At 51.8% G+C, this 23807-nt stretch carries 23 protein-coding genes; 18 read left to right on the plus strand and 5 right to left on the minus strand.

Annotation, left to right across the window (positions count from 1 at the left end; genetic code table 11):
• Positions 1-2 precede the first annotated feature (2 nt).
• From AC2JF6_RS00145 to AC2JF6_RS00155, 3 genes are all read left to right on the plus strand, one after another.
• Positions 3-794 (plus strand): ABC transporter permease, encoded by a 792-nt coding sequence (locus AC2JF6_RS00145; protein WP_500728716.1) that lies wholly within the window; start codon positions 3-5, stop codon positions 792-794.
• Between the two features lie 132 nt (positions 795-926).
• A complete protein-coding gene (locus AC2JF6_RS00150) occupies positions 927-1400 on the plus strand; it encodes a GNAT family N-acetyltransferase (protein WP_500729089.1) in 474 nt (157 codons plus the stop codon).
• 32 nt (positions 1401-1432) lie between these two features.
• Positions 1433-1561: a hypothetical protein gene (locus tag AC2JF6_RS00155; RefSeq protein ID WP_500728717.1), complete on the plus strand. Its 129-nt coding sequence runs from the start codon at positions 1433-1435 to the stop codon at positions 1559-1561.
• An 83-nt stretch (positions 1562-1644) separates the two neighbouring features.
• Here AC2JF6_RS00155 and AC2JF6_RS00160 read toward each other — a convergent pair whose 3' ends face one another.
• From AC2JF6_RS00160 to def, 4 genes are all read right to left on the minus strand, one after another.
• Positions 1645-2592, minus strand: coding sequence for a diacylglycerol/lipid kinase family protein (locus AC2JF6_RS00160; protein WP_500728718.1), 948 nt, complete (start codon positions 2590-2592; stop codon positions 1645-1647).
• 43 nt (positions 2593-2635) lie between these two features.
• On the minus strand, positions 2636-4315 hold the full coding sequence (gene rnjA / locus AC2JF6_RS00165) for a ribonuclease J1 (protein ID WP_500728719.1): 1680 nt from the start codon (positions 4313-4315) through the stop codon (positions 2636-2638).
• The gene (locus AC2JF6_RS00170; RefSeq protein WP_500728720.1) at positions 4316-4546 is read right to left on the minus strand and encodes a DNA-dependent RNA polymerase subunit epsilon; all 231 of its coding nucleotides are present in this window, start codon (positions 4544-4546) and stop codon (positions 4316-4318) included.
• 164 nt (positions 4547-4710) lie between these two features.
• Positions 4711-5265: a peptide deformylase gene (def, locus tag AC2JF6_RS00175; RefSeq protein WP_500728721.1), complete on the minus strand. Its 555-nt coding sequence runs from the start codon at positions 5263-5265 to the stop codon at positions 4711-4713.
• A 255-nt stretch (positions 5266-5520) separates the two neighbouring features.
• On the opposite strand from def, the gene typA reads away from it, so the two are divergent.
• From typA to holA, 10 genes are all read left to right on the plus strand, one after another.
• Complete coding sequence (gene typA / locus AC2JF6_RS00180; RefSeq protein WP_500728722.1) at positions 5521-7362, plus strand: translational GTPase TypA; 1842 nt, start codon at positions 5521-5523, stop codon at positions 7360-7362.
• A 91-nt stretch (positions 7363-7453) separates the two neighbouring features.
• Positions 7454-8629 (plus strand): FtsW/RodA/SpoVE family cell cycle protein, encoded by a 1176-nt coding sequence (locus AC2JF6_RS00185; RefSeq protein WP_500728723.1) that lies wholly within the window; start codon positions 7454-7456, stop codon positions 8627-8629.
• Positions 8630-8971, plus strand: coding sequence for a YlbG family protein (locus AC2JF6_RS00190; RefSeq protein WP_500728724.1), 342 nt, complete (start codon positions 8630-8632; stop codon positions 8969-8971).
• Positions 8968-9519 carry a 16S rRNA (guanine(966)-N(2))-methyltransferase RsmD gene (rsmD, locus tag AC2JF6_RS00195; RefSeq protein WP_500728725.1) on the plus strand — a complete coding sequence of 184 codons (552 nt, stop codon included), beginning with the start codon at positions 8968-8970 and terminating at the stop codon, positions 9517-9519. Before AC2JF6_RS00190 ends, rsmD begins: the two co-directional genes overlap by 4 nt.
• A complete protein-coding gene (coaD, locus tag AC2JF6_RS00200; RefSeq protein ID WP_500728726.1) occupies positions 9519-10010 on the plus strand; it encodes a pantetheine-phosphate adenylyltransferase in 492 nt (163 codons plus the stop codon). Before rsmD ends, coaD begins: the two co-directional genes overlap by 1 nt.
• Complete coding sequence (locus AC2JF6_RS00205) at positions 10003-11052, plus strand: SepM family pheromone-processing serine protease (protein WP_500728727.1); 1050 nt, start codon at positions 10003-10005, stop codon at positions 11050-11052. The genes coaD and AC2JF6_RS00205 overlap by 8 nt, the downstream gene beginning before the upstream one ends.
• 73 nt (positions 11053-11125) lie before the next feature.
• Positions 11126-11827, plus strand: a complete 702-nt coding sequence (locus AC2JF6_RS00210) for a helix-hairpin-helix domain-containing protein (protein WP_500728728.1) — start codon at positions 11126-11128, stop codon at positions 11825-11827.
• Complete coding sequence (locus AC2JF6_RS00215; RefSeq protein WP_500728729.1) at positions 11796-14084, plus strand: DNA internalization-related competence protein ComEC/Rec2; 2289 nt, start codon at positions 11796-11798, stop codon at positions 14082-14084. The genes AC2JF6_RS00210 and AC2JF6_RS00215 overlap by 32 nt, the downstream gene beginning before the upstream one ends.
• A gap of 155 nt (positions 14085-14239) precedes the next feature.
• Positions 14240-16222 (plus strand): S53 family peptidase, encoded by a 1983-nt coding sequence (locus tag AC2JF6_RS00220; protein ID WP_500728730.1) that lies wholly within the window; start codon positions 14240-14242, stop codon positions 16220-16222.
• Positions 16223-16430: 208 nt separating this feature from the next.
• Positions 16431-17417: a DNA polymerase III subunit delta gene (gene holA / locus AC2JF6_RS00225; RefSeq protein WP_500728731.1), complete on the plus strand. Its 987-nt coding sequence runs from the start codon at positions 16431-16433 to the stop codon at positions 17415-17417.
• Between the two features lie 45 nt (positions 17418-17462).
• On the opposite strand, the gene rpsT is transcribed toward holA, so the two are convergent.
• Positions 17463-17714, minus strand: a complete 252-nt coding sequence (rpsT, locus tag AC2JF6_RS00230) for a 30S ribosomal protein S20 (protein ID WP_500728732.1) — start codon at positions 17712-17714, stop codon at positions 17463-17465.
• Between the two features lie 201 nt (positions 17715-17915).
• On the opposite strand from rpsT, the gene rpsO reads away from it, so the two are divergent.
• From rpsO to tig, 5 genes are all read left to right on the plus strand, one after another.
• Complete coding sequence (gene rpsO, locus AC2JF6_RS00235) at positions 17916-18185, plus strand: 30S ribosomal protein S15 (RefSeq protein WP_500727019.1); 270 nt, start codon at positions 17916-17918, stop codon at positions 18183-18185.
• 163 nt (positions 18186-18348) lie between these two features.
• Positions 18349-20124 carry a ribonuclease J gene (locus AC2JF6_RS00240; RefSeq protein ID WP_500728733.1) on the plus strand — a complete coding sequence of 592 codons (1776 nt, stop codon included), beginning with the start codon at positions 18349-18351 and terminating at the stop codon, positions 20122-20124.
• Positions 20121-20954, plus strand: coding sequence for a tetratricopeptide repeat protein (locus tag AC2JF6_RS00245; RefSeq protein ID WP_500728734.1), 834 nt, complete (start codon positions 20121-20123; stop codon positions 20952-20954). Before AC2JF6_RS00240 ends, AC2JF6_RS00245 begins: the two co-directional genes overlap by 4 nt.
• A 184-nt stretch (positions 20955-21138) precedes the next feature.
• Positions 21139-22329, plus strand: coding sequence for an elongation factor Tu (gene tuf / locus AC2JF6_RS00250; protein ID WP_500728735.1), 1191 nt, complete (start codon positions 21139-21141; stop codon positions 22327-22329).
• Between the two features lie 143 nt (positions 22330-22472).
• Positions 22473-23804 carry a trigger factor gene (gene tig / locus AC2JF6_RS00255; RefSeq protein ID WP_500728736.1) on the plus strand — a complete coding sequence of 444 codons (1332 nt, stop codon included), beginning with the start codon at positions 22473-22475 and terminating at the stop codon, positions 23802-23804.
• Positions 23805-23807 lie beyond the last annotated feature (3 nt).

Consider the following 23807-nt stretch of genomic DNA (forward strand, 5'->3'; position numbering starts at 1 on the left):
CCATGCCAAAAATCAAAAAACTCTGGACGATGCTCTTCGTGCAGCTATACCTGGAACTAAAAATCAAGCTGAGGTACCTCAACGCAACAATCAGTGAGCTCGTTCTCTATGCGGGTGCGCTCTTCGTCGTGCTGTTTGCGACTGATTCCGGCCAACTGGGCCGCTCGTACGGTACAAAAGAGGGCGTTTTGATCACGCTCATCGGCTTTCTCTTCTGGAGCATCGGCATTTCCGCCATGGGTGCCTGCAGTAACAAGGTAGAAGTAGACGAGCGGACGGGCCTGCTTGAAAGCGAGGCCCAGTCGGTCTTTCCGCTGTGGCTGCTGTACTTTATCCAGACGCTGGCCACGGAAATCTTCGTCTGGGTCTACCTCATCATTCTTGGCGTTGGCGTGTCCTTTTTTTCGCAGTTCACCGTGGGCGAGCTGCTGTGGGCCATCGTCTTGACGATGCTCTTTGCGCTTGTTTCCAATCTCGGCATGTTCGGCATCGGCATGATCTTTGCCGCCGGCTCGATCCGCTTCAAGCAGATGGGGCAGTGGGCAACCGTCCTGCAGGCACTCCTACTCATGTTTTCCAACGTCGCCTTGCCGGTTTACAACAACTTCCAGGAGCTGATTCCGTACGTGGGCGGGGTGGAGATTGTCCGTCAATTATACCTGGGCCGCAGCGTTTCCGCCGGCAAGGTCCTGCTCTTCCTGCTGGTCAACGTGGTCTGGATGCTGGTTGGCATCCTCTTCTTCACGTACAGCATCAGGAAGGAACGCAGGAACGGCTCGTTTGAGGCATTTTAAAATCAGCACAAATTTTGTTATACTGGTGTTAACAAACGGAATTATTGATGATTTAACAAGAAAGTTAGGATATTTATTTTACGATTTAATAATGTTAAGTGGGGAACGGCCGACTACCGCGCAGTCAAAAGGCTGTACAAGTCCGCATTCCCCAAGGAAGAACGCTTCTTACTCCCGCAGCTGCTATTCATGGCGCTGCGCAAGAACGTAGCCCTGCAGGCCGTGCATGACGGTAACCACTTTGTGGGCATGGTCTTCATGGCCGAGGATGAGGATGCGGTGTATCTGGGCTACATTGCGATTGTGCCGGGCAAGCGCGGTCACGGCTATGGCAGCCGGGTCTTGGACCAATTGAAGGAGCAGTTTCAGGGCAAGCCGATTATCCTGGATATTGAACCGGTGACCACTAAGGCCCGGAATTATCAGCAGCGCGTCAGCCGCCTCGAATTTTATGAGCACAACGGCTTCAGGACGACCAAGAAAAAACTGGTTGACGACGGCGGCCGGTACGCCATCCTCACGACCGGGAAGAACTTTCGGCCCACGTCCCTGGATAGCCTGCTGCACTACATGGACTTTGGCCTGTACAAGTTCAAGATCGAATAGCAATTTCTGGGGCCGGTGAGGCTTTAAGCCACGTGCCGGCGAAATTCAGCCCGGTGATTGACCTGGTCGAGCGGGCCTACGACGGGCAAAGTGTTCCTTCCTGGCCCGCTGCCGCCAGCAAATTTGCGGATTGCATGCTGCAAAGAATGGCCTTTAATTAGGGAGATAGCTATATTAGTTGCCAGGTTCATTGCATAACAAAAAACCCATTCTTTAAGGAATGGGGTTTTTTGGTCGTTTAATTTTACCTTAGCAGGTTAAACTGGTCCACGGTGAACTCAACGTCAAAGCGGCTGCGCTTGATCTCTTCGCCGTCAACCTGGGCAAATTCCTTCTTGGTGGTCTTGACCCTGATTTGTTCGGCCTCGACGTAGTGAAATTCGGGGCAGCCAACGTGTGAACCATCCCTTAGCAGTTTGACAAACAGCTTGATTAAGCCCCTCAAGGTGAATTTTTCCACGATAACGGTATCGAGCTTATGGCTGTTGATGCTGGCAACCGGCAGCAGGGGGATGCCACCGCCAAGATACGGATGATTAGTAGTTGTCACCAAAAAAGCATCCTGGTAAATCTTGGTCTTGCCCCTGCTCTCAATCTCGACTTTGAAGGTGTCCTGCTTGCGCAGGCAGGTAAGGATATGGAGACCATAAATAAAGTTGCCCTCATTTATTTTATTGAGCACCTTTTTTAGCTGGGAGATATTGCTCAGGTGGTTGACGTAGGCGTCGAAGCCCATGCCAAAGCTATTAGCAAAGTAGAATGTGTTTTGGCTGAAGCCGGGCAGCCTAAAGGTTCCGCAGTCTACTTCAACAGGTTCTAAATTTGCCTTGAGGTGACCGAGCAAGACCCTGGGATCGGTGGTCAATCCGGCGGCGCGCCCAAAGTCGTTGCCCGTTCCGGCGGGCAGGTAGGCAAAGGGCGTTAGCGGGTTGCGCGACCGCTTGATCCCGTTCAAAACTTCATTGAGCGAGCCGTCGCCGCCAATCACAATAAGGACTTCGCTTGCGGCGTGTCTTTTATCGCCATAGTGCTCGGCCAGCGCAATGGCCTCACCGGGGTAGGTGCTCTTCATGATGTCGAACGTGATGTCCTCACTGACAAGGAGCAAGACGGTCTGATCCAATATTTTCTGACTCCGGCCGTTTCCGGCCGTTTCGTTTACGAGGAGGTGTATGTGCAACTTATCGTTCATCTTTCTTAACGTCTAAAATAAAAAGCCCGTTAAGGGGCTTTTTTTATTTCTTTTCAACTAACATCGGCAAAACCATCGGTCGCCTCTTAGTTTTAGAATATAAAAAGTCGGAGAGGTTCTCAACGATTGCCTTGCGAATAACGCTGTCTTTGGGATTGGCGGTTTTATCCATCTCGGTTTTAATGACGTGGTAAATGTGCTTTTGTGCTTGGTTAATCAGCTCAGTCGACTCACGCATATAGACGAAGCCGCGGCTGAGCACATCCGGTCCGGCCAAAACGCGCTTGTGCTTGTAATCAACCGTGGCAACGATGACCACAAGTCCGTCTTCCGACAGCACCTGCCGGTCGTGAACGACCACGTTGCCCACGTCGGCGGTGCCAGAAGTGTCAACGTAAACATCATCGGCCGGCACGTGACCCGCAATCCGTGCGCCTTCAGGACCAAAGCAGATCACCTCGCCGTTTTCCAAAACAAAGGTGTGGTCGGCCGGAACGCCGGCGGCCTGCGCGAGTTCGGTGTGGATGACCTGCATGCGGTACTCGCCGTGCACGGGAATCATGTACTTCGGCTTGGTCAGCCGGACCATCATCTTCAGCTCTTCCTGGCCGCCGTGTCCGGAGGTGTGGACGTTGTTGACGCGTCCGTGGATGACATGGGCACCACCCTCCATTAATTTGTTGATGACGTGGTTGACGCTCAGGGTGTTGCCCGGAATCGGGTTCGACGAGAAGATTACCGTGTCGTTGGGCTGCAAGCTGATCTGTCGGTGCGTGCCGTTCGCAATCCGGGAGAGGGCGGCCAGCGGCTCGCCCTGTGAACCGGTACACAGGATCATGACTTGGTCAGGTGGGGTGTGGTTGATCTCGTTAGCATCAACAATCAGACCCTCAGGGACATTGAGGTAGCCCAGGTCGATGCCGTTCTGAACGCCGTTTTCCATGCTCCGTCCGAAGATGGCTACCTTCCTGCCGGTATCGATTGCGGCCTGAATCGCCGTTGACACCCGGTAGAGGTTGGAGGCAAAAGTCGCAAAGATAATCCGGCCGTGAATGCCCGTAATGATGTCGTGCAGCGACTTGGCGACAAAGCGCTCGGACTTGGTGAACTGGGGCACCTCGGCATTCGTTGAATCGGATAGCAGCGCGAGGACGCCCTCATCGCCCAGCCTGGCAATGCGCTGAAAGTTGGGTGACGGCTGATTCATGACCGGGGTCAGGTCAAACTTGAAGTCGCCCGTGAAAACAACGGCGCCAAGCGGCGTGTGGACGGCGATTCCCAGCGTGTCGGGAATCGAGTGGGTCGTTCTGAAGAAGGTAACTGTCAGCTTCTTAAATTTCAAAATCGTGTCTTCGTGTTCTTCGTGCAGTTCACTCGTCCGCAGGATGCCGTGCTCGTCGAGCTTGCCTTTGATCAGTGCCAGGGCAAAGGGCGTGGCGTAAACGGGAATTTCCGGAATCTTTTCCAGCAAGAAGGGGATGCCGCCGATGTGGTCTTCGTGCCCGTGGCTAACCACCAGGGCCTTAATTTTGCTCCGATTCTTGATCAGGTATGAATAGTCGGAAATCACGTAATTGATGCCGAGCAGGTCATCCTCGGGGAACTTGATTCCACAATCCATGATGATGATTTCGTCTTGGTATTGGACACAGTACATATTTCTGCCGATCTCGTGCAACCCCCCGATTGCAACAACGGCTACTTCGTTATTTTTAATTCGCACTTAATTTACTTCTTTACTGTTAAAAGTTGTTAATTTAAAATCGCCGTGGTCTTTTTCATATTGCAATGAATTTCCGACCAGTTCCTGGATGAGTTCAATATTATAGGGGGTATTGTTCTCAACCAAAGTTCTGGCATCGACCATGTTTTCTGCCTCTAGGTACAGAGTCTGGGTTGTTTCCCGCCGGGGATTGACAACCTTGTCTTTTTGATACAAAACTTTGTAGATCATATTTGTATTCTCCTTATTCAGTTATAAAAACGTTCTTTGTGGACACCAAAAAATGTCCAACAGTTATTTTCATTCTACCATATTTGTTATTTCAAGTATAGAAACACGTTGATCGCCCAACAAAAGAGCCGTCAAACGGGGCTGGCGGCTCTTTTGTTGGGGGGTTAGTAAATGATGACGGTATCGTCATCTAGCTTGAAGGGATCATCCTTATTGATGCGGTCGTAGAAGAGGTGACCGCGCAGGTGTTCGATTTCGTGTGAGGCAACGATGGCCGGGTAGTCCTTCAGCCGGATGGTTTTTTCTTCCCCTGCAGTTGTGAAGTAGTGGATCTTCAGCTTGTCCGGGCGCAAAACGTAGCCGTCAATCACTTTGTCAACGCTCAGGCAGCCCTCGCCCTCGCTCAAGCAGGCCTGGCGGACCGATTCCGACAAGATTTCCGGGTTGACGAAGGTTTCCTTGAAGATGATTTCCCCCTTGTCGTTGGGCACAAGCAGGGAAGCCATCTGCACGCTTTCACCCACCTGGGGTGCAGCGAGACCGACGCCGGCCCGCAACTGGTGTTTTTCCGCAATCTTGGGGTCCTGGGAATTAATCAGGTACTCCATCATGGCGCGTGCCAGCTCTTGGTAGTGCGCGCTTAACGGGAAGGTCAGGGGCTGGGCCACCTGGCGCAGTACTGGATTGCCGTCGCGGGTAATGTCTTTCATTAATATCACTTAAAATCACTCTTTCATTAAAAGGTACACCTATATTTTTACCATAAGCAAGGCTTGCTTGTCTGCTTTTTATTCTATACTAAATTTTTAATTTGAAAAAGAGGGATAAACGTTGACCAGTAGATGCTCATGGTGGTAAAATCAATGAGCGTAAATATACAGATATGAAACACTTCGATTAGCATGTTTTTGACGTGCCGCCGAAACTGTGACAACGTCACAGTTTTTTTATTGAGGAGTGGAGGAGGAATACTTTTGTCAGAAAAAAGAAGAGACGATATTAGGAATATAGCTATCATAGCACACGTTGACCACGGTAAAACCACCCTGGTTAACCAGCTGTTGAAGCAATCCGACACTCTGCCTGAGCACATGGCTTTGGAAGACCGGGCGATGGACTCAAACGATATCGAACGTGAACGTGGTATCACTATTCTTTCTAAGAACACTGCGGTTAAGTACGGCGATACGACCATCAACATCCTGGATACACCGGGCCACGCCGACTTCGGTGGTGAGGTTGAGCGCATCATGCACATGGTTGACGGCGCCCTGCTTTTGGTCGATGCATACGAAGGCACAATGCCACAGACTCGTTTCGTTCTGAAAAAAGCGTTAGAAGCCGGGGTTAAACCGATCGTTGTGATCAACAAGATTGACCGTCCCGGTGCCCGCCCGAAGGAAGTTCTTGATGAAGTATTGGAATTATTCATCGAGCTGGGTGCAAATGACGAACAGCTGGACTTCCCCGTTGTCTATGCGTCCGCTTTAAACGGTACCTCTTCCTATGATGCGGATCCCGCCAAGCAGGAAGAGACGATGGCGCCAATCTTTGACACAATCATCAAGGCGATTCCTGCCCCAATCGATAACATCGACCAGCCGCTGCAGTTCCAGATTACGATGCTGGACTGGGATGACTACGTTGGCCGGATCGGTGTCGGCCGGGTCTACCGGGGCCAGGTCAAGGTCGGTGACAACATCACCGTCATGAAGCAGAACGGCTCCACCCAAAACTTCCGCGTGACCAAGCTGTTTGGCTTCTTCGGACTGAAGCGCAATGAGATCACCGTTGCCAAGGCCGGCGACATTATCGCAATCAGCGGAATCAACGACATTTTTGTCGGTGACACCATCGCTTCTGCCGAAAATCCGGAAGCCCTGCCGCTGCTCAAGATTGATCCACCGACGCTGCAAATGGACTTCGTGGCTAATGACTCGCCGTTTGCCGGTCGTGAAGGGGACAAGGTGACCCCTAAGAAGCTGGAAGATCGCTTGATCAAGCAAACGCGGACCGACGTTTCGCTCAAGGTTGAGCCAACGGACCAGTTGAACGCATGGACCGTTTCTGGCCGTGGCGAATTGCACCTGTCAATCTTGGTTGAAGAGATGCGCCGCGAGGGCTTTGAGATTCAACTGTCCCGCCCTAAGGTTATCTACCGCGAAATCGACGGCAAGATGTGCGAGCCCTTTGAAGCGGTGCAGGTTGATACGCCGGACCAGTATGTTGGTTCCGTCATCGATGCGTTGTCGCAGCGCAAGGGCGAGATGAAGAACATGGCGTCAACGGGCAACAACCAGACACGTTTGGACTTTATTGTCCCGTCCCGTGGCCTTATTGGCTACAACAACGAATTCATGTCCCAAACCGGGGGCTACGGCATTATGAACCACAGCTTCGACTCCTACAAGCCGGTTGTCAAGAATTGGGAACCCGGTCGCCAAAACGGTGCTCTGGTTTCAATCAGTCAGGGCAAGTCGACCACGTACTCGCTGCAGACGGTTGAACAGCGGGGCGAGTTATTTATCGGTGCCGGCGTTGAGGTTTACGAAGGAATGATCGTTGGACAGTCCTCACGTGACCGTGATATTGCTGTCAACGTTATTAAGGGTAAGAACCTGACCAACACGCGTGCTGCCGGCAAGGACCACGCCGCTGCAATCAGGACGCCGAAGAACATGACGCTTGAAGAAGCAATTGAGTTCCTGAACGATGACGAATATTGTGAGGTAACGCCCGAATCTATTCGACTGCGCAAGAAGATTCTGAATACTTCAGAGCGGCAGAAGGCAGACAAGAAGCGCAACCGTAAATAGGCAATTATTACTAAAAAGGCTCTCACTAATGAAGTGGGGTCTTTTTTGTTTTATAATAGGAGTATGTTTTACTCAAAAGGGAGAGCTACGCGTGCGACAGAAATTACACCATCTGAATTATAAAATCCTTGTTCCGTACCTGCTGCTGGTCGTTTTTGGGGTAATCATGGTCTACTCGGCAAGTTCGGATATTCTGCTGGTCAACGGCTTCAAGCCCGGGACCTACGGGATTAGACAGGCAGTTTACGTCCTGGCTGCACTCTTGTTTGTCTTTTTGACCTTCGCTTTGAAACTGAAAGTTTACCAAAACACCAGGTTTGTTGCCTGGTTTTTGGGTGTCAGCATGGCCATGCTGTTTTACCTAATTATCCTCAAGGCCTTTAAGGGCTCAGACGCTGCCGTTAACGGCTCGGTCGGCTGGATCGACCTTAAGGTCATCAATATTCAACCGCTCGAAATCGCCAAACTTGCACTGGTTATTTACCTGGCCTACTTTCTCGACCGGCACGCTGCGTCCCTGCGGCCGGGCAATATCGTGAGCATCTTGGCGAGACCCGCAATGCTTGCAGCGGTCATGATGTTTTTGGTTATCATTGAACCCGATTTGGGCGGAACGGCCATCTTGGCGATGATCGTGGTCGTGATGTTTTCGGTTTCCGGCGTTCCCGCCAAAAACGCGCTGCTTTGTCTGATTGGGATCGGGCTGGCCCTGTTTTTCATGATTTATCTGCTTATTCAGTGGAACCCTAAGTTCTTGCAGGATAGCTACCAGTACCGGCGGCTGTTGTCCTTCATGCACCCCTTTGAGCTTGAGCAAAAGGAGGGCGCACAACTGGTCAATTCTTACTACGCCATCCATAACGGCGGCCTGTTCGGCGTTGGACTGGGCAACAGCATGCAGAAGAGGGGCTACTTGCCCGAGCCATACACCGACTTTATTCTGGCGGTCGCCGCCGAAGAGATTGGGGTGATCGGTGCCGCCCTGGTTCTCGGCCTGCTGTTTTACCTGATGTGGAGCATCATGGACGTTGGGGTTCATGCCAGTTCGCAGTTCAATGCCCTGGCCTGCTTTGGCGTTGCAACCATCATTTTTACGGAAACGCTCTTCAATGTTGGCGCGGTCCTGGGACTGCTGCCGATTACGGGCGTGACGCTGCCTTTCATCTCATACGGTGGGTCGTCACTGATTGTTCTGTCCGCAGCGGTGGGGCTGGTACTAAATATTTCTGCAAACGAACGCATAACAATTGAACGGGAGCGTGATTAGATGAGCGTAAACATAGACATAGACGACACGCCGTTAACCAAAAGGCAGGGGCTCATTGTCTACCTCGATTCGGCTAGCAGCCAGTACAAGTTGCGTCGCTACGGCGACATCGTCTATTTTTCCAAAAAAATGGGCTACTGCGTCTTGTACGTTGACCAGGATCAGGCCGAGCAGACGGTCACGCGACTCAGCGGGCTTGACTTTGTCAAGGGCGTTGAGCAGTCTAGCGGAGACCAGATAGACTTGTCCAGCGGCCACATCGAGCAGCAGATAGCTGACATGGCCCAGGAAGCCGAAGAAAAACTACTGGAAAATCAGGAAAAGAACACGGACATATCATGAGAATTATTTCAGGCAAGTACGCCAAGCGCAATTTGTTTACGCTGAAGAGCCAGAAGACGAGGCCAACGAGCGACAAGGTTAAGGAATCACTCTTTAATAGTCTGGGCCAGTTTTTTGCGGGCGGCGCGGTTTTGGATTTATACGGTGGCAGCGGTGCCCTGGCGATTGAGGCCGTTTCGCGCGGCTGTGATTGCGCGGCGATTGTCGACGTTAATTACCAGGCGGTCGAGGTTATCCGCAAGAACGTTGCCTTGACTAAAGAAGAGGAGCGCTTTGCTGTATACAAGATGCCGGCTGCCGCCGCACTAAAAAAGTTTGCCCAAGGTACCCAGAAGTTTGACTTGGTATTTTTGGATCCGCCGTATGCCAAGCAGCAGATTGCTAAGGACATGGAAAAACTGCGCGCAATGGACCTGCTTAATGCGGGGGCAACTATTGTTGCCGAGACCGACGACCAAACGGATCTGGGCGCAATCGCCGGCTTTATTCTGACCAGCGAGCACCACTTGGGCAAGACAATTGTCCGCTTTTACCGAAAGGAAAATTAATGAGTATTGCACTTTTCCCGGGTAGTTTTGACCCGATTACAAACGGCCACGTTGACGTGGCCAAGCAGGCCGTCAGGCTTTTTGACCAGGTTTACGTGGTTGTCATGACCAATACGTCCAAAAAATACCTGTTTGGCGTTGACGAACGGGTTGAGTTCGTGCGTGATGCGCTGAAGGGCATCCCCCGCATTGAGGTTTTGAAGCGGCCCGATGAACTGACGGTTAGGGCAGCACGCGAATTAAACGCAGCCGCAATTGTCCGCGGGGTCCGCAATAATGCGGATTTCCTGTACGAACAGCAGATTGCTGCCATGAATAAGGTGATGGCCGGCGACGTGGCAACGGTTCTACTCTTCACGCAGCCGCAAAACAGCTTTGTCGCCTCGAGCATTATTAAGGAAGTGGCGCGGTTTGGGGGCAACGTGCGGAAATTTCTGCCGGAAAAAGCGGCGGCCGCACTAGAAGAAAAGCTGGGCAGTATTAATGGCTAAAAAACTAAAACCGCAAGAAAAAGGGAAACACCGGGCCCGCAACTGGCTGCTTGTCATTTTGACAATCGTCCTGGTAGCGGTCGGGTTAAGCTGGCCGACCAACTACTACATTGAGATGCCGGGCGCGGCCGTTCCCACTGACCAGTTCGTCAAGACCAAGAATTCGGTTCCGAATAACCTTTACCTGGTAACCGTCAGCCAGACGAGTGAGCCCGCGGCCGTCCTGCAGCTGCTTTGGAGCTACACGCAAAAATTTGCGACCCGGGTGCCCAAGTCCCAGCTGCTGGGCGGTGCAACGAGCAGCCAATACGAGGAGCTGCAAAACTGGTATATGGAAACCAGCCAGCAGAATGCCATCTACCATGCTGCTAAGAAGGCGGGGCTGAAGCCTAAATTGAACTACGAGGGCGTGTACGTGATGCAGGTCCAAAAGCATTCGAGTTTTAGGGGAAAGCTGCAGATTGGCGACACCGTCCTGGGGGCTGACGGACACAGGTTCCACTCGACCCGGGAAATGATGGACTACTTCCAAAAAAAGCAGATCGGCGCACGGGTCAGGATTGCGGTCCTACGGGACAAAAAGCAGCGCACCTTCGCCGGCCGCATCGTCAAGGTGGCCGGGACAAACAAACCCGGCATCGGTATTCAACTCGTTGAGCACGTCAAAGTCAGCACGCGGCCCAAATTGACGATTGACGCGGGTGCAATCGGCGGGCCTTCCGCCGGCCTCATGTTTACGTTAACCAGCTATGAAGCTTTTACCCACCAAAAGCTCGCCCGTGGGCATAAGATTGCCGGCACCGGGACCATCACGGCGGACGGCAAGGTTGGCGTTATCGGTGGCGTTGACAAGAAGGTGGTGGCGGCCGATAAGGCGGGCGCCGAGGTTTTCTTTGCCCCGACGGACGCGACGGTCGTGAAGAAGTCGGACAATAACTACGTGGTGGCCAAAAAGACGGCCAAGCAGATCGGCAGCAAGATGAAGGTTGTGCCCGTTGGCACCTTCGGGGATGCCCTCAGCTACCTCAAGCGGCATTATTAAAATTAACCACCAGCAAACATAAGCCCAGAAGTTTTTCTGGGCTTTTTTGCGTACTTAATAGTGGGTGATAAAAATGAATTGGGAAAAGGTTAAGCGGTTTATCGCAGACCATAAGCAGTATGTGCTTGCCGGCCTGCTTATCGGCGGTATTTTTCTGTGGTTCGGTTTTGACAACAAGGAAGATAACGGCGGCAGTTTGGTTGCTGAAACGCAGCAAGACGCAGAGACCAAGAAGTCAGCCGCTGCAAAACCACAGGAAAAAGGGGCGGCAGCGGATAAAACAGCGCGCCCAAAGGCGGAGGACGTGACCTGCGACGTCGCGGGCGCCGTCAAGCACCAGGGTGTTTACACGCTAAAAAGCGGTGCCCGGCTCCAGCAGCTGATCGACGCCGCCGGGGGCACCACAAGCAGGGCGAACCTCAAGAACGTCAACCGGGCGCTGATTCTTAGGGACCAGGACAAAGTCCACATTCCCAACGCCGGTGAGAAGGTAAAGGCGAGCGAGGTGGTTATTTCCGTTGGCGGACCAAGCGCAAGCGGTGAAACGACGGCGTCTGGGGGCGAAACGGAGGAGCCGGCTGGCGGCAAGGTGAACATCAATACTGCCAGCACGCAGGAACTGCAAAAGCTAAACGGCATCGGCGAAAAAAAGGCGGCCCAAATTGTGGCTTACCGGCAAAAGAACGGAGAGTTCAAGAATATTGCGGACCTAAAGCAGGTTTCCGGGATCGGGGACAAGACCTTTGCGGCGCTTAAAGACCAGTTGGACGTCTGACGTCCTCAGTCCCGGCTTCTTTCTCTTGGTGGCGCTTTTGCTGGTTGACCTGAGTCTACTGACTTACCGCTGCGAAAAACCGGCAGAAGGGCTCACGTGTATTTTGCTCGGGCTTTATCTGTTCTGCCTGCTGGTGCACAAGTACGCCCGCCTGCGCTGGCTTGTTGGACTTTTTCTGCTGCTTGCACTGGTGACTGCCGGCATGCACAAAAAAAGCGCTGACCGCACCGACGCCATGCCTGCAACCATCAGGCTCTATCCCGACCAGGTCAAGGTTGACGGCGACTGGCTAGCAGGAGAGGGCGCCACTTCAAGGGGCAAGGTCTTGGTCTCGGGCACGGTGACCAAAAAGCAGCTCCACCAGGTCGACCGCGGGCACCAGCTTATCCTGACGGAGCCCAGCGGACGGGTGGAAGCGATTGCTCCGGCCTCTAATTACGGTCAGTTTGACTCAAAGCAGTATTACGCGAGCAAGAATATTTGGCGCCAGGTTAAACTAAGCAGCTGCCGGCTGCTGGTTAAAGGGGGCGGAATTGCAGACTTCTTTCACCACCTCCGCTTTAACGTGCAAAAATACTTCGAGCGGATGCCGCGCATCCTGCGTTTTTTTAGCAGCGAGCTAATTCTGGGGGAAAATCCGGACCGTGACAACCAAGAGCTTTTAGACAACTACCGCGACCTGGGCGTCATCCACATCCTCAGCATCTCCGGGCTGCACGTGGGCATTTACACCCTGGTCATCAGCACCATCTGCTTCTGCCTGAAGCGCACGGAAGAAGAGACGTTTGTTTGCTGCCTGGCTTTTTTGCTGCTGGGCGTCTTTTTGAGTGCGGGGCAGGCCGGGTTCGTCCGCGCCAGTCTGACCTATATTCTGGGGCAATTATTCAAATTCAAAAAGGTCAAAATTGCCAGGTACGATTTGTTGGGGCTGACCTGCCTGTTCCACTTATTGCTTGAGCCCCGCCTCATGACGGGGACCGGCGCCGTGTTAAGCTACCTGCTCGCACTGGGACTAGAAATGACTAGCAAAATGTCCGCAATTAAGCGCTCGCTTGCGCTCAATTGCCTCTTGACGCCGCTTCTGCTGTTCTACTTTTTTCAGTTTAACTTTCTGACGGTTGTCTTCAACATGGTGGTGGTGCCGTACTTCAACGGGGTTGTTTTGCCGCTGACGTTTGCCAACCTGGTTCTCTTTGCATTTATACCCGGCGTTAGCACCGTCTTTGAGCGCTTTTTGCAAACGTGTGAGGCCCTGATTGGCAAATTGGCGCTAACCAAGGCGGGCCTACTGACCTTTGGCAAGATCAACTGGTGGCAGTGCCTGCTGCTAATGCTCCTCACTTCTGCCGTGCTGCTGTGCATCAACGACCACGTGCTGCGCCCCCGCGCGCGGCACCGCTTTGTGCTCGGCGTAACGTTTTTGTACGGCCTGCTGTTTTCCGTGATCCACTTTCCACTGCGGGGCCAGGTGACGATTATCGACGTGGGCCAGGGCGACAGCATACTGGTGACGACGCCATTTCCGCGGCGCGTTTACATGATCGACGTGGGCGGGCGGCTCAACTTTGGCGGCAAAAAAATCACGCCGCAGGTCAACAAGATCACGGTCCCGCTGTTAAAGGCCCAGGGCATAAGTCGCATTGACGGTCTTTTTGTCACGCACCAGGACGCGGACCACGTGGGTGACCTTGCCCCGCTGCTCGAGCAGGTCCCGGTGGGCAAGCTTTATACGGCAAAAGGACTGCTCGCCAACCCCTCTTTTCGGCGCCGCGTAGCCGGCCGGCTGCACGATAAGCAGGTGGTCGAATTGCTGGCGGGCCAGCAAGTGCGTGAGCCGCAGATCAGGTTCAATGTGCTTTATCCGTTTGTGCCGGGCTTAGGCAAAAACGAGGACTCGCTGACGCTGGCGTTTAAAGTAGCCGGCAAAAGCTGGCTCTTCACCGGCGACCTCGGGCAGGACCAGGAAGAAGAAATTGCCACGCACTACAACCTGGCTGTTGACTACTTTAAGCTTGGCCACCACGGAAGTCGGACGGCATCAAGCCCGCACTTCTTGCAGACGCTGCACCCCAAATTGGTGTTTGTTTCGGCCGGGCGCAACAACCGCTTCAACCACCCGCACCCGGAAACCGTTGCTACGCTGAAAAGGCAGCACATCCCGTGGGCGTCAACGCAGGACTGCGGGATGATCACCTGGTCTTACGGCGGCTTTGCCAGACCGCGGTTCGGCCGCTACTTGCCCAAGAAGCGAAAGTGATGCCGCTTTTTGGGGTTGTTAGCGACCGGGGCATTTTTGAGTATAAAAGAGGCAGTGACGGAAGCGACTGAATAATTTATTAAAAAGTTATTTTCAAGACAATGTTATACATGATATAATACTAAAAACATCATTAATATTGTGGAGGAAAAATTTTGAAGAAAAAAAGTTATTGGGCGCTGGCCACGCTGGGCGCGCTTATCTTAATGCTGAGCGCGCCAACCGCCGCCTTGGCCAGCAGGCAAAGTTTGCCCGTCAAGGCGCAGCGCGTGCGGCTGATGCGGCCCTTGAAGGTACGACGTAGCGATCAAATCACGTTCATGATTTTTTTGAAGCCGCGCAAGCAAGAAGACTATTTTAAGGAGGCCAGGGCCGTTAATGAACCGGGGAATACTGATTTTAAGCACTTCATGACTCCAGACCAAATCCGCCAAGAATACGGTCAGCCCCAGAGTCTTACCGCACGTTGGCAAAAACTGCTGCAGGACCACCACCTAACGGCCGAGTCAGCGCCAAGCGGCTTGAGCATCACGGCATCAGGTAAAGCTGCAGACGTTAACAAGCTGTTTAACGTCAAGGTTGACCGGGCACGATACCACCACGAGCCGCTGCAATTTGGCAAGACCGCACCAAGTTTTCCGCAGGATCTGGCCCGGTCGGTACTAGCCGTTGTTGGTCTGACGGAACATAATTCTGCCTATCTTTGCAACATGGGCGATGAAAGCGGCCGGCAGCACGCAGCGGCTGAAGAATCAAATGCGGCCAGCAAAAACAACATGAAGTCCGGCTTTACTAGCAAGTTTACCGACCACTACCATGTCGATGACCTCTACCAGCAGGGCTTGAGCGGACAGGGGCAAACGATCGGCATTATCTCCTTTGGCGGCGTTAGGAAGTCCGATGCGCTCACTTTCTGGCACCACGAACGGGCCGCAACCGCTCCAAGCCGCCTGCAGTCAACGAAGACACCGATCAACCGGTGGTATGAGCTTAAAAAGCTGTACAGCGACCATGACCGCGAGACGACGATGGACGTTGAGTATGCCGGTTCGGTTGCGCCCCAAGCGGATATCCACGTCTATAACGGCGAGGTTTCTTCATTAACCAACGTTCTGTCAACATATACCCGGGCGATTAACTACAATCGCAGCTCTGTCTTGTCCTGCAGCTGGGGGCTTGCAGAACAGGGCACGCTGGCGTACCTGCTGAAGCACAAGCTGGTTGCGCCGAACTATGGCCTAGTGCTCAATACGGTGATGGCCCAGGCTGCTCTGCAGGGCATTACTAATTTGGTTATTTCGGGTGACCACGCTGCCTTCTGGCCGAAGATTAGCCGAATCAGGGGCCAATACGGCACACTGAACTACACGCATAAGACGAGCGATCCATTGGCCACCAATCCCTGGATGACCTGTGTCGGTGGCACGTCGCTGCCGGCGGACATGGACTTTCCCAAGCTGGTTAAGGACAGGGCCAAGGGGATTCCCACTTGGGCCAAGAACCTGGGCCACCTTCAGCTGCCGGAAACGGCCTGGTGGCAGGGCAACACGTTAAGCAACTTGAAGTCGCTTAAAAAAGCACGTGCTGCGGCCCTGCTTAAAAAGTATCCTGCTTTGCTAACAAGCTTTCTGACGGGCACGAGCGGCGGCTTTAGCAGCCACTATGAGACGCCGTACTACCAAGCCGGTATTCCGGGTGTCAACACCTTCAAGGCGCGCAATTATTTAAAGGAATACAGCAAATATAACTTTAATCCACCACTGCTAACGGGCACCGGCATGGGGCGCAACTATCCCGATCTCTCCGCTAACTCTTCGGGTTCAACGGGTTATACCGTCTACCAGTATGAGAAGGGGCATTCACCGTGGCAGCCCAATAACGGTGGCGTCAGCATCGTTGCCCCACAGTTTGCCGGGGTGGCGGCACTGATCAATAGTCAAGTGGGCCGGCAGCGGATGGGCTTTTGGAACCCGCAGCTGTACCAGCTGGCAGGACAAAAAAACAGCCCGCTATCGCCGCTGAATTCTACCGTGAACAACACCAACGGCTATTACACGGGCCAGCCGGGCACAATTTACAACCAGGCAACGGGGCTGGGCATACCGAACTTCGGTCTGCTGTCCAAGCTCTATAAATGATTAGCTAGTTAATGAAATAAATACCCCGTTTCTGGAAGTGAAAATCCAGTGAGACGGGGTGTTTGACGTAGGTTTTAAACTTTTTCTTGCGGCTTTCATGCTTGCCTTTTGGGCCGTGGGCATCAAGGGGGCAATGTGGTATGATTATTGGGACTTATGGCAAGACGATTGAGATCTTTTTAGACCCGATATTCATAGGAGAAGCGAAATGACGCTACTTTCTTTATTTAAAAATTCTAACAGCAATAATCCGCAAACCTTGATCACGGGCGGCGACGACTTTCTTAATGATTATCTCGCCCGCTCCTACACCCATGAGGCAACTTTTGCGGATAAAGAACGGGTGACGGTGGATTGCGCAAGCGACAGCCTGGACGAGCTAATCGCCGAATTGACTGAGTCGAGTCTGTTTAGCCAGCAAAAGGTCATCACGGTCAAAAATCCCTTCTTTCTGACGTCCAAGGTTCCCAAAAAGTTCCAGAAGCAAGTGCAGCAGCTGCAGGGCATCTTTGAGCACATTGACCAGCTTGACGACGTCGTTGTCCTGGTGGCATCGTATGATAAGCTGGACCGGCGCAAGAAGCTGACCAAAACCGCATTGAAGCAGTTCAACGTGGTCGACGCCCACGTCAAGGCGTATGAAGCGGGCAAGGTGGTTCGGGGGATAATCGCGGCAGAGGGCTACCAGATTGCTAATGCGGACTTGCAGCTGCTTCTGGAGCGCAGCGACCAGGTGCTCGACCAGGCGCTTGCCAACTACAAAAAGCTGAAGGTGGTGGCCGCCGACGGCAAGATCAGCACGGAAGCAATCAAGAGAAACATCGACCTCTCCCTGGCACAGAACGTCTTCGCGATTCTTGAGGCTGCCCTGAATTACAGGTACCGCGAGGCGATAAAGCGGCTCAAAAACCAGCTGCGTGAGGGCAATAGTCCCATCCAGCTGCTGGCTGTCTTCGAGAACCAGCTGGAACTGCTGCTTGTGGTCAAAGTCCTCAAAAGCCGGGGCAGGAGCGAGGCGCAAATCGTCAAGGAGTTAGGCGTGCACCCGTACCGGGTGAAGCTAAGCCTCAAAAATGGCCTGGCCGTTCCTAAATTGGCCCAGCTGCTGGAGCAAGCAATTGAGTTGGACTTTAACTATAAGAGGGGCTGCTACCACGACGATAATTTTCTGGTGCTCTTTATTTTGGGCATATAAAAAGACAGGAACCTGAATTCCTGTCTTTTTCGTTTTTAGTCAATTTTATTTAACTAACTTAGCTAAGCGGCTCTTGTCACGGCTGGCCTTGTTCTTGTGGATCAGGCCCTTAGAAGCGGCCTTGTCCAGTGCACGAGCAGCAGCAACATGTAATTCGGAGGCGTTTTCAGCACCAGCAGCCTGAGCCGTCTTGAACTTCTTAATTGTAGTCCGTAACTGGTTCATTTGAGCAGCATTGCGCTTTCTAGCAGCATCTTGAGTCTTAACACGCTTAATCGCTGATTTGATTTGTGGCATAAAATTCACCTCCAATGATTGTAAATTCACTTAATTGATTATACTGAAGAATAATTGGAGATGCAAGGTAATTTGCGCTTGCTTTTTAAAAAAATAATCTGTATCATACTATTGTTGTGAACCGTTAACGCTGTTTGCGCGCTCACACCTGACGGTTAACGTTGTTAACGGCAATTATTTTAGCGAAAGGTGAAAAACATTATGGCAATTTCAAAAGCAGAAAAAGATGAGATCATCAAGAATTTTGCGACCCACGAGGGTGACACTGGTTCAACCGAGGTTCAGGTTGCAATCCTGACCACGGACATCAACAACTTGACTGAGCACATGCGGAATCATTCCCATGACCACCACTCATACGTTGGTTTATTAAAGAAGATTGGTCACCGTCGTAACTTGCTTCGTTATTTACAGGACAACGACATCAATCGTTACCGTGAACTAATCAAGAAGCTCGGTCTGCGTCGTTAAGCGCAAGCCGCAATTATTTCAAGCCGGCCCCAGTTAAGGGGTTGGCTTTTTTTGTTTTTACCACCGTGCTTTTTATGCTAAAATAATAAAAGATACTTTTTTGCGTTGTGATCGTAATGATCCTAAATAACAATTGAATAGCAAATATAGAAAAGGAAATATTATGACTGATCAAGTTAAAGTAATGATTTTGAGCGGCGTCCGTGAACAAGGAAAGAACATGTATGCCGTTCAGGTTAATGATGAAATTTTTGTCTTGGACGCGGGCCTCAAGTATCCCGACAGCTCTTTGTACGGCATCGACCTGGTGATTCCGGACCTCGACTTCTTCGAGCAGTACGGCGACCAGGTTGTCGGCATCTTTTTGACCCACGGACACGCCGATTCGCTGGGTGCGCTGCCGTATATCCTGCGGCAGTACGATATTCCGATCTTCGGTTCGCGTTTGACCGTTGAACTGGCCAAGATAATGGTCAAGCGTGAGAACAAGCGCCTGCAGAGTAGCCTGTTCCACGTCATTGACGCGGATACTGAGATTGATTTTAAGAATGCAAGCATATCATTCTTCTGTACCACGCACTCGATTCCTGATTCACTGGGTATTGATGTTCATACGCCGGCAGGCGAGGTGGTCTACACGGGGGACTTCAAGTTCGACCCGTCGGCTGCACCGGGCTACCAAACGGATATAGACCGTTTGGCCAAGATTGCGCCCAAGGGCGTTTTAGCCCTTTTGAGCGATTCGTCAAACGCTGAGGCCGCCTTGCCTAATGTTTCCGAACAGGAGATTGGTGAATATGTTACCAACGTTTTTCGCAATGCGGAGGGCCGGGTAATTGTTGCGTCCAAGGCCTCTAATCTGATCAGAATCCAGGAAGTCCTCAATGCAGCCTATAACACGGGCCGGCGGGTGCTGCTGACGGGCCGCGATGTTGCCAAAATCGTGCGTACGGCAATGGAATTAGGCTACCTTAAGGTACCCAAGGGCCTGCTAATGCGGGTTAAGGATCAAAAGGAAACACCTGATAATAAGACGGTTATCCTCGAAACGGGCCAGATGGGCGAGCCGCTGAATTCACTGCAGAAGATGGCCAAAAATCGCCACAGCATGATCACCATCCACAAGGGCGATCTCGTCTTCATTGCGACGACACCATCGCATGCGGTTGAAACGATGGTGGCGCAGACCAGTGATGCAGTCTATAGCGCGGACGGCACGGTCATTCAGCTCGGTAAGGCCAAGCACACGAGTGGACACGCAACGGGGCGCGATTTGCAGATGCTCATCGACATTTTGAAACCCCAGTTCCTGATTCCGGTGATTGGGGAATACCGTTTGCTCGAGGTTCACAGGGACCTGGCGGTTCGTGCCGGAATCAAGCCGGACCACATTTTTATTTCCAAAAATGGGGACTGCCTGAGTTACGACTTCAAGCAGAAGCGTTTCCACCTGAGCGACCCGGTTCCGGGTGAGGACACGATGATTGATGGATCGGGCATCGGGGATGTTGGCAACATCGTGCTGCGCGATCGTGAAGTCTTGTCCGACGACGGCATCTTTATTGCCGTGGTCACGATTGACCGGCGCAAGAAGAAGATCATTGCCCAACCGCAGGTTACCAGTCGCGGCTTTGTCTACATCAAGGCCAATCGGCAATTAATGGCGGACAGCGTTGAGCTCATCAAGAAGACGATCATGAACAACTTTGAGCACAAGAAGTTTGACTGGTCCGAAATCAAGCAGGACGTGCGCAACGACTTGGAGCGCTTTTTATACAAAAAAACCAACCGGCGTCCGGTGGTCCTGCCGGTCGTTATGGAGGTTAACCAGAACCGCCACCGTGCGATGCAGAAGCGTAGCGACAAGGCTGAGGAGGGCAAGCAGCTTAGAACCATGAACAAGTCCAGGCAGCAAATCGTCGAGAAGAACCAGCGATGACGACCCTGAGTCAACAAAACCTGCTTGCACTGGCACGTCAAAATGCGGCGCGCGGCGACCTTGACCGGGCAATTGAAAACGCGGAGGAGGCTTTGCAGGGCGGTGCAAGTTCCGAGGTCGTCACGCAGCTTTGCGCATTGTACCTCAAGAACGATGAGGCTTACGCCGCGTATGCGCTGATTAAGGAAGAAAGGGACCTGTTTTCTAACCAGGAAATTTTGGCTGTGTATAAAAAAGTTCTGCAGGCCAACCACTTTGTCATTGAAGCGTTGGAGGTGGCAAACCTCAGCAGGCAAGAAATCGCAATTGCGGTAGCGCCGCTTGCAAAAGAGCGCCAGCAGGCAATCATGAGTGCGTTTAGGCAAAAAGTCCAGCCCACGCAGCAAGACTACCAGCAGCTGTTAAAGCTTGATTTAACAACCTTTGAGAATTTTGCGCAGAGCCTGCTGTTGGATCCAAGCCTTAACTTTGCCGTGCGGATTGCGCTGTGCGAGGACCTCACGCGCCTGGGCATCAGCGACAGGATCAAGGTGATGGTGCTGGGCGTGCAGGAAGAGTTTATCCCCGCGCAAAGTAGCCTCCTGAAACAAAATCCGGTCTACCGCGAAGTGGTGTCGGGCATCGGGTCGCGCTATTACCACCGTCCCAGTCAGTTGCCCGCTGTTTTGGGCGAGGTCAACCTGATTTTGGGTAGCCTCTACCCTAAAATCGGCCGCTACGTCGACGAACCGGACAGCTTCGCCCGCGACATTGCTTCCTACGTTGAAAAAGGCGACGGGCGGGGCAATCATGCACTGTTTAAGGCGATTGACGCGCATCTGCCCAAATAATTTGGGCAAAGGGGCTTTACTTTTTAATGGTATTTAGTATAATAGCAAAGGACGTTTTCATTGGGCATGGCTCTATGCATTAAAATACTAGGCATTTGCCCGTGAAAGTAGTACAATATTCAACAGAGAACTATCCGTTACTTACTCAACGGACTTCTTGCAAATTCACAGGAGGGTCATTTTAATGGCAGAAAAAGAACATTACGTTAGAACGAAGCCACACGTAAACATTGGTACTATCGGTCACGTTGACCACGGTAAGACCACTTTAACTGCGGCTATTACTAAAGTTTTATCAGAAAAAGGCTTGGCTAAGGCTGAAGACTATTCAGAAATCGATGCTGCGCCTGAAGAAAAGGAACGTGGTATTACTATCAATACCGCCCACGTGGAGTACGAAACTGAAAAGCGTCACTACGCCCACATGGATGCTCCAGGTCACGCCGACTACATCAAGAACATGATCACCGGTGCTGCCCAGATGGATGGTGCGATTTTGGTTGTTGCTGCAACTGATGGTCCGATGCCACAAACGCGTGAGCACATCTTGCTTGCTCGCCAAGTTGGGGTTGACTACATCGTTGTCTTCTTGAACAAGACAGACCTAGTTGACGACCCAGAGTTGATTGATTTGGTTGAAATGGAAGTTCGCGACCTGTTGACTGAATACGATTACCCTGGTGATGATATTCCAGTTATCCGCGGTTCAGCCCTGAAGGCACTGCAAGGCGACAAGGAACAACAGGACGTTATCATGAAGTTGATGGATACGGTTGACGAATACATCCCAACTCCAGAACGTGAAACTGACAAGCCATTCTTAATGCCAGTTGAAGACGTCTTCACTATTACCGGTCGTGGTACCGTTGCTTCTGGTCGTATCGACCGTGGTACGATCAAGGTCGGTGACGAAGTTGAAATCGTTGGTCTTGTAGACAAGGTTCTTAAGTCAGTTGTTACTGGTTTGGAAATGTTCCACAAGACTCTGGACTTGGGTGAAGCCGGCGACAACGTTGGTGTCTTGCTTCGTGGTATCGACCGCGACCAAGTTACGCGTGGACAAGTTTTGGCCGCACCGGGCTCAATTCAAACCCACAACAAGTTCAAGGGTCAAGTTTATATCCTGAAGAAGGAAGAAGGCGGACGTCACACCCCATTCTTCTCAGATTACCGTCCACAATTCTATTTCCACACTACTGATATCACTGGTGAAATTGAATTGCCAGAAGGTACTGAAATGGTTATGCCTGGCGATAATACAGAATTTACTGTTGACTTGATTAAACCAGCCGCCATTGAAAAGGGTACTAAGTTCACTATCCGTGAAGGTGGTCGTACTGTTGGTGCTGGTCAGGTTACTGAAATCCTCGACTAGTTCACGTTAGACAGTTGAAAAAGATGTACTTCTTCATAGAAGTACATCTTTTTTTGCCTAAATTTGTTTTTTGCGCGTGTTTAATGTAAGATAATTTAGTATGCAAAGATGCAGTCAAACTTGACATTGGAGGTATTTAATTAATGTCTGTAAAATGGAATAAAACGGCTAAAACAACCGGTGAACTCACTTTTGATATTTCCCAGGCGGAAGTTAAGCGTGGGTTAGACCAAGCTTTTAAGCGGGTAAAAAATAGTCTGCGGGTTCCTGGCTTTAGAAAGGGTCACGTATCACGCATTATCTTTGACCAGTACTACGGTGAAGAGTCGTTATACGAGGATGCTCTGAACATTGCCTTGCCCGGCGCATATTCTGCAGCACTCAAGGAATCTGGAATTGCCGCTGTTGGTCAGCCCCAGATTATGCCCGTATCAATGGAAAAGGGCAAGGACTGGACCATGAAGGCCACCGTCAGTGTTGAACCAGAAGTTAAATTGGGCGACTACAAGGGAATTGAAGTGCCTAAGCAGAACACCCGTGTTTACGCTAAGGACGTTGATGCGGAAGTAGAAAAAGAGCGCGAAAAAAACGCTGAACTTGTGCTGAAGAAGGATGCCGCCGTTAAGGGCGACACCGTTACGATCGACTACAAGGGTACCGTAGACGGTGAGGCGTTCGACGGTGGCTCTGCCGACGACTATGCGCTCGAACTGGGCTCTAACACGTTCATTCCCGGCTTTGAAGACCAGTTGATTGGTCACAAGGCGGGCGATGACGTTGACGTCACCGTAACTTTCCCGGAAGACTACGGCGCAAAAGACCTGGCCGGCAAGGAAGCCCACTTTGCAACCAAGGTCCACGAAGTTAAGTCAAAGCAGCTGCCTGAACTTGATGATGAGTTTGCCAAGGACGTTGACGATTCAGTCGAGACCCTTGACGAATTAAAGGAAAAGATCAAGAAGGACCTGAAGACCAAGAAGGAAGACGCCGCCAAGGAAGCTATCGAGCAGGCCGCAATCGAGGGTGCCGTAGCCAACGCGACGATCGACGAAATCCCTGACGCAATGATTCAGGAGGATGTTACAACCCAAATGAACCAGTACCTGGGCAACATGCAGCGTCAAGGCATCAGCCCTGAAACCTACTACAAGTTGACCAACACGACGGAAGACCAACTGCGTGCTCAGTTCAGTCAGGACGCAGCCGAGCGGGTTAAGACCAACCTGGTGCTTGAAGCAATCGTCAAGAAGGAAGACATCAAGGCTTCCAAGGAAGAAATTGACGACGAGATCAAGAATTTGGCAAGTGAATACAACATGGATGAGAAGACCGTCCGCAGCACCCTGACCGATGACATGCTGTCGCATGACATCAACGTGCGCAAGGCGATTGAACTTGTAGCAGATAGTGCAAAGCAAGTTGCTAAAGCCAAGATTAAAGACGACGACAAAGAAGCTGAAAAAACTGACAAGTAAAAG

It is taken from the genome of Lactobacillus sp. XV13L (genome assembly GCF_059900875.1).

Excerpts from the sequence above, each read along its gene's own strand:
- AC2JF6_RS00145 (WP_500728716.1), top strand. The coding sequence starts at position 3 with ATGCCAAAAATCAAAAAACTCTGGACGATGCTCTTCGTGCAGCTATAC.
- AC2JF6_RS00160 (WP_500728718.1), bottom strand. The coding sequence starts at position 2,592 with ATGAACGATAAGTTGCACATACACCTCCTCGTAAACGAAACGGCCGGA.
- AC2JF6_RS00170 (WP_500728720.1), bottom strand. The coding sequence starts at position 4,546 with ATGATCTACAAAGTTTTGTATCAAAAAGACAAGGTTGTCAATCCCCGG.
- AC2JF6_RS00190 (WP_500728724.1), top strand. The coding sequence starts at position 8,630 with ATGAGCGTAAACATAGACATAGACGACACGCCGTTAACCAAAAGGCAG.
- rsmD (WP_500728725.1), top strand. The coding sequence starts at position 8,968 with ATGAGAATTATTTCAGGCAAGTACGCCAAGCGCAATTTGTTTACGCTG.
- coaD (WP_500728726.1), top strand. The coding sequence starts at position 9,519 with ATGAGTATTGCACTTTTCCCGGGTAGTTTTGACCCGATTACAAACGGC.
- AC2JF6_RS00205 (WP_500728727.1), top strand. The coding sequence starts at position 10,003 with ATGGCTAAAAAACTAAAACCGCAAGAAAAAGGGAAACACCGGGCCCGC.
- AC2JF6_RS00210 (WP_500728728.1), top strand. The coding sequence starts at position 11,126 with ATGAATTGGGAAAAGGTTAAGCGGTTTATCGCAGACCATAAGCAGTAT.
- holA (WP_500728731.1), top strand. The coding sequence starts at position 16,431 with ATGACGCTACTTTCTTTATTTAAAAATTCTAACAGCAATAATCCGCAA.
- rpsT (WP_500728732.1), bottom strand. The coding sequence starts at position 17,714 with ATGCCACAAATCAAATCAGCGATTAAGCGTGTTAAGACTCAAGATGCT.
- rpsO (WP_500727019.1), top strand. The coding sequence starts at position 17,916 with ATGGCAATTTCAAAAGCAGAAAAAGATGAGATCATCAAGAATTTTGCG.
- AC2JF6_RS00240 (WP_500728733.1), top strand. The coding sequence starts at position 18,349 with ATGACTGATCAAGTTAAAGTAATGATTTTGAGCGGCGTCCGTGAACAA.
- AC2JF6_RS00245 (WP_500728734.1), top strand. The coding sequence starts at position 20,121 with ATGACGACCCTGAGTCAACAAAACCTGCTTGCACTGGCACGTCAAAAT.
- tuf (WP_500728735.1), top strand. The coding sequence starts at position 21,139 with ATGGCAGAAAAAGAACATTACGTTAGAACGAAGCCACACGTAAACATT.
- tig (WP_500728736.1), top strand. The coding sequence starts at position 22,473 with ATGTCTGTAAAATGGAATAAAACGGCTAAAACAACCGGTGAACTCACT.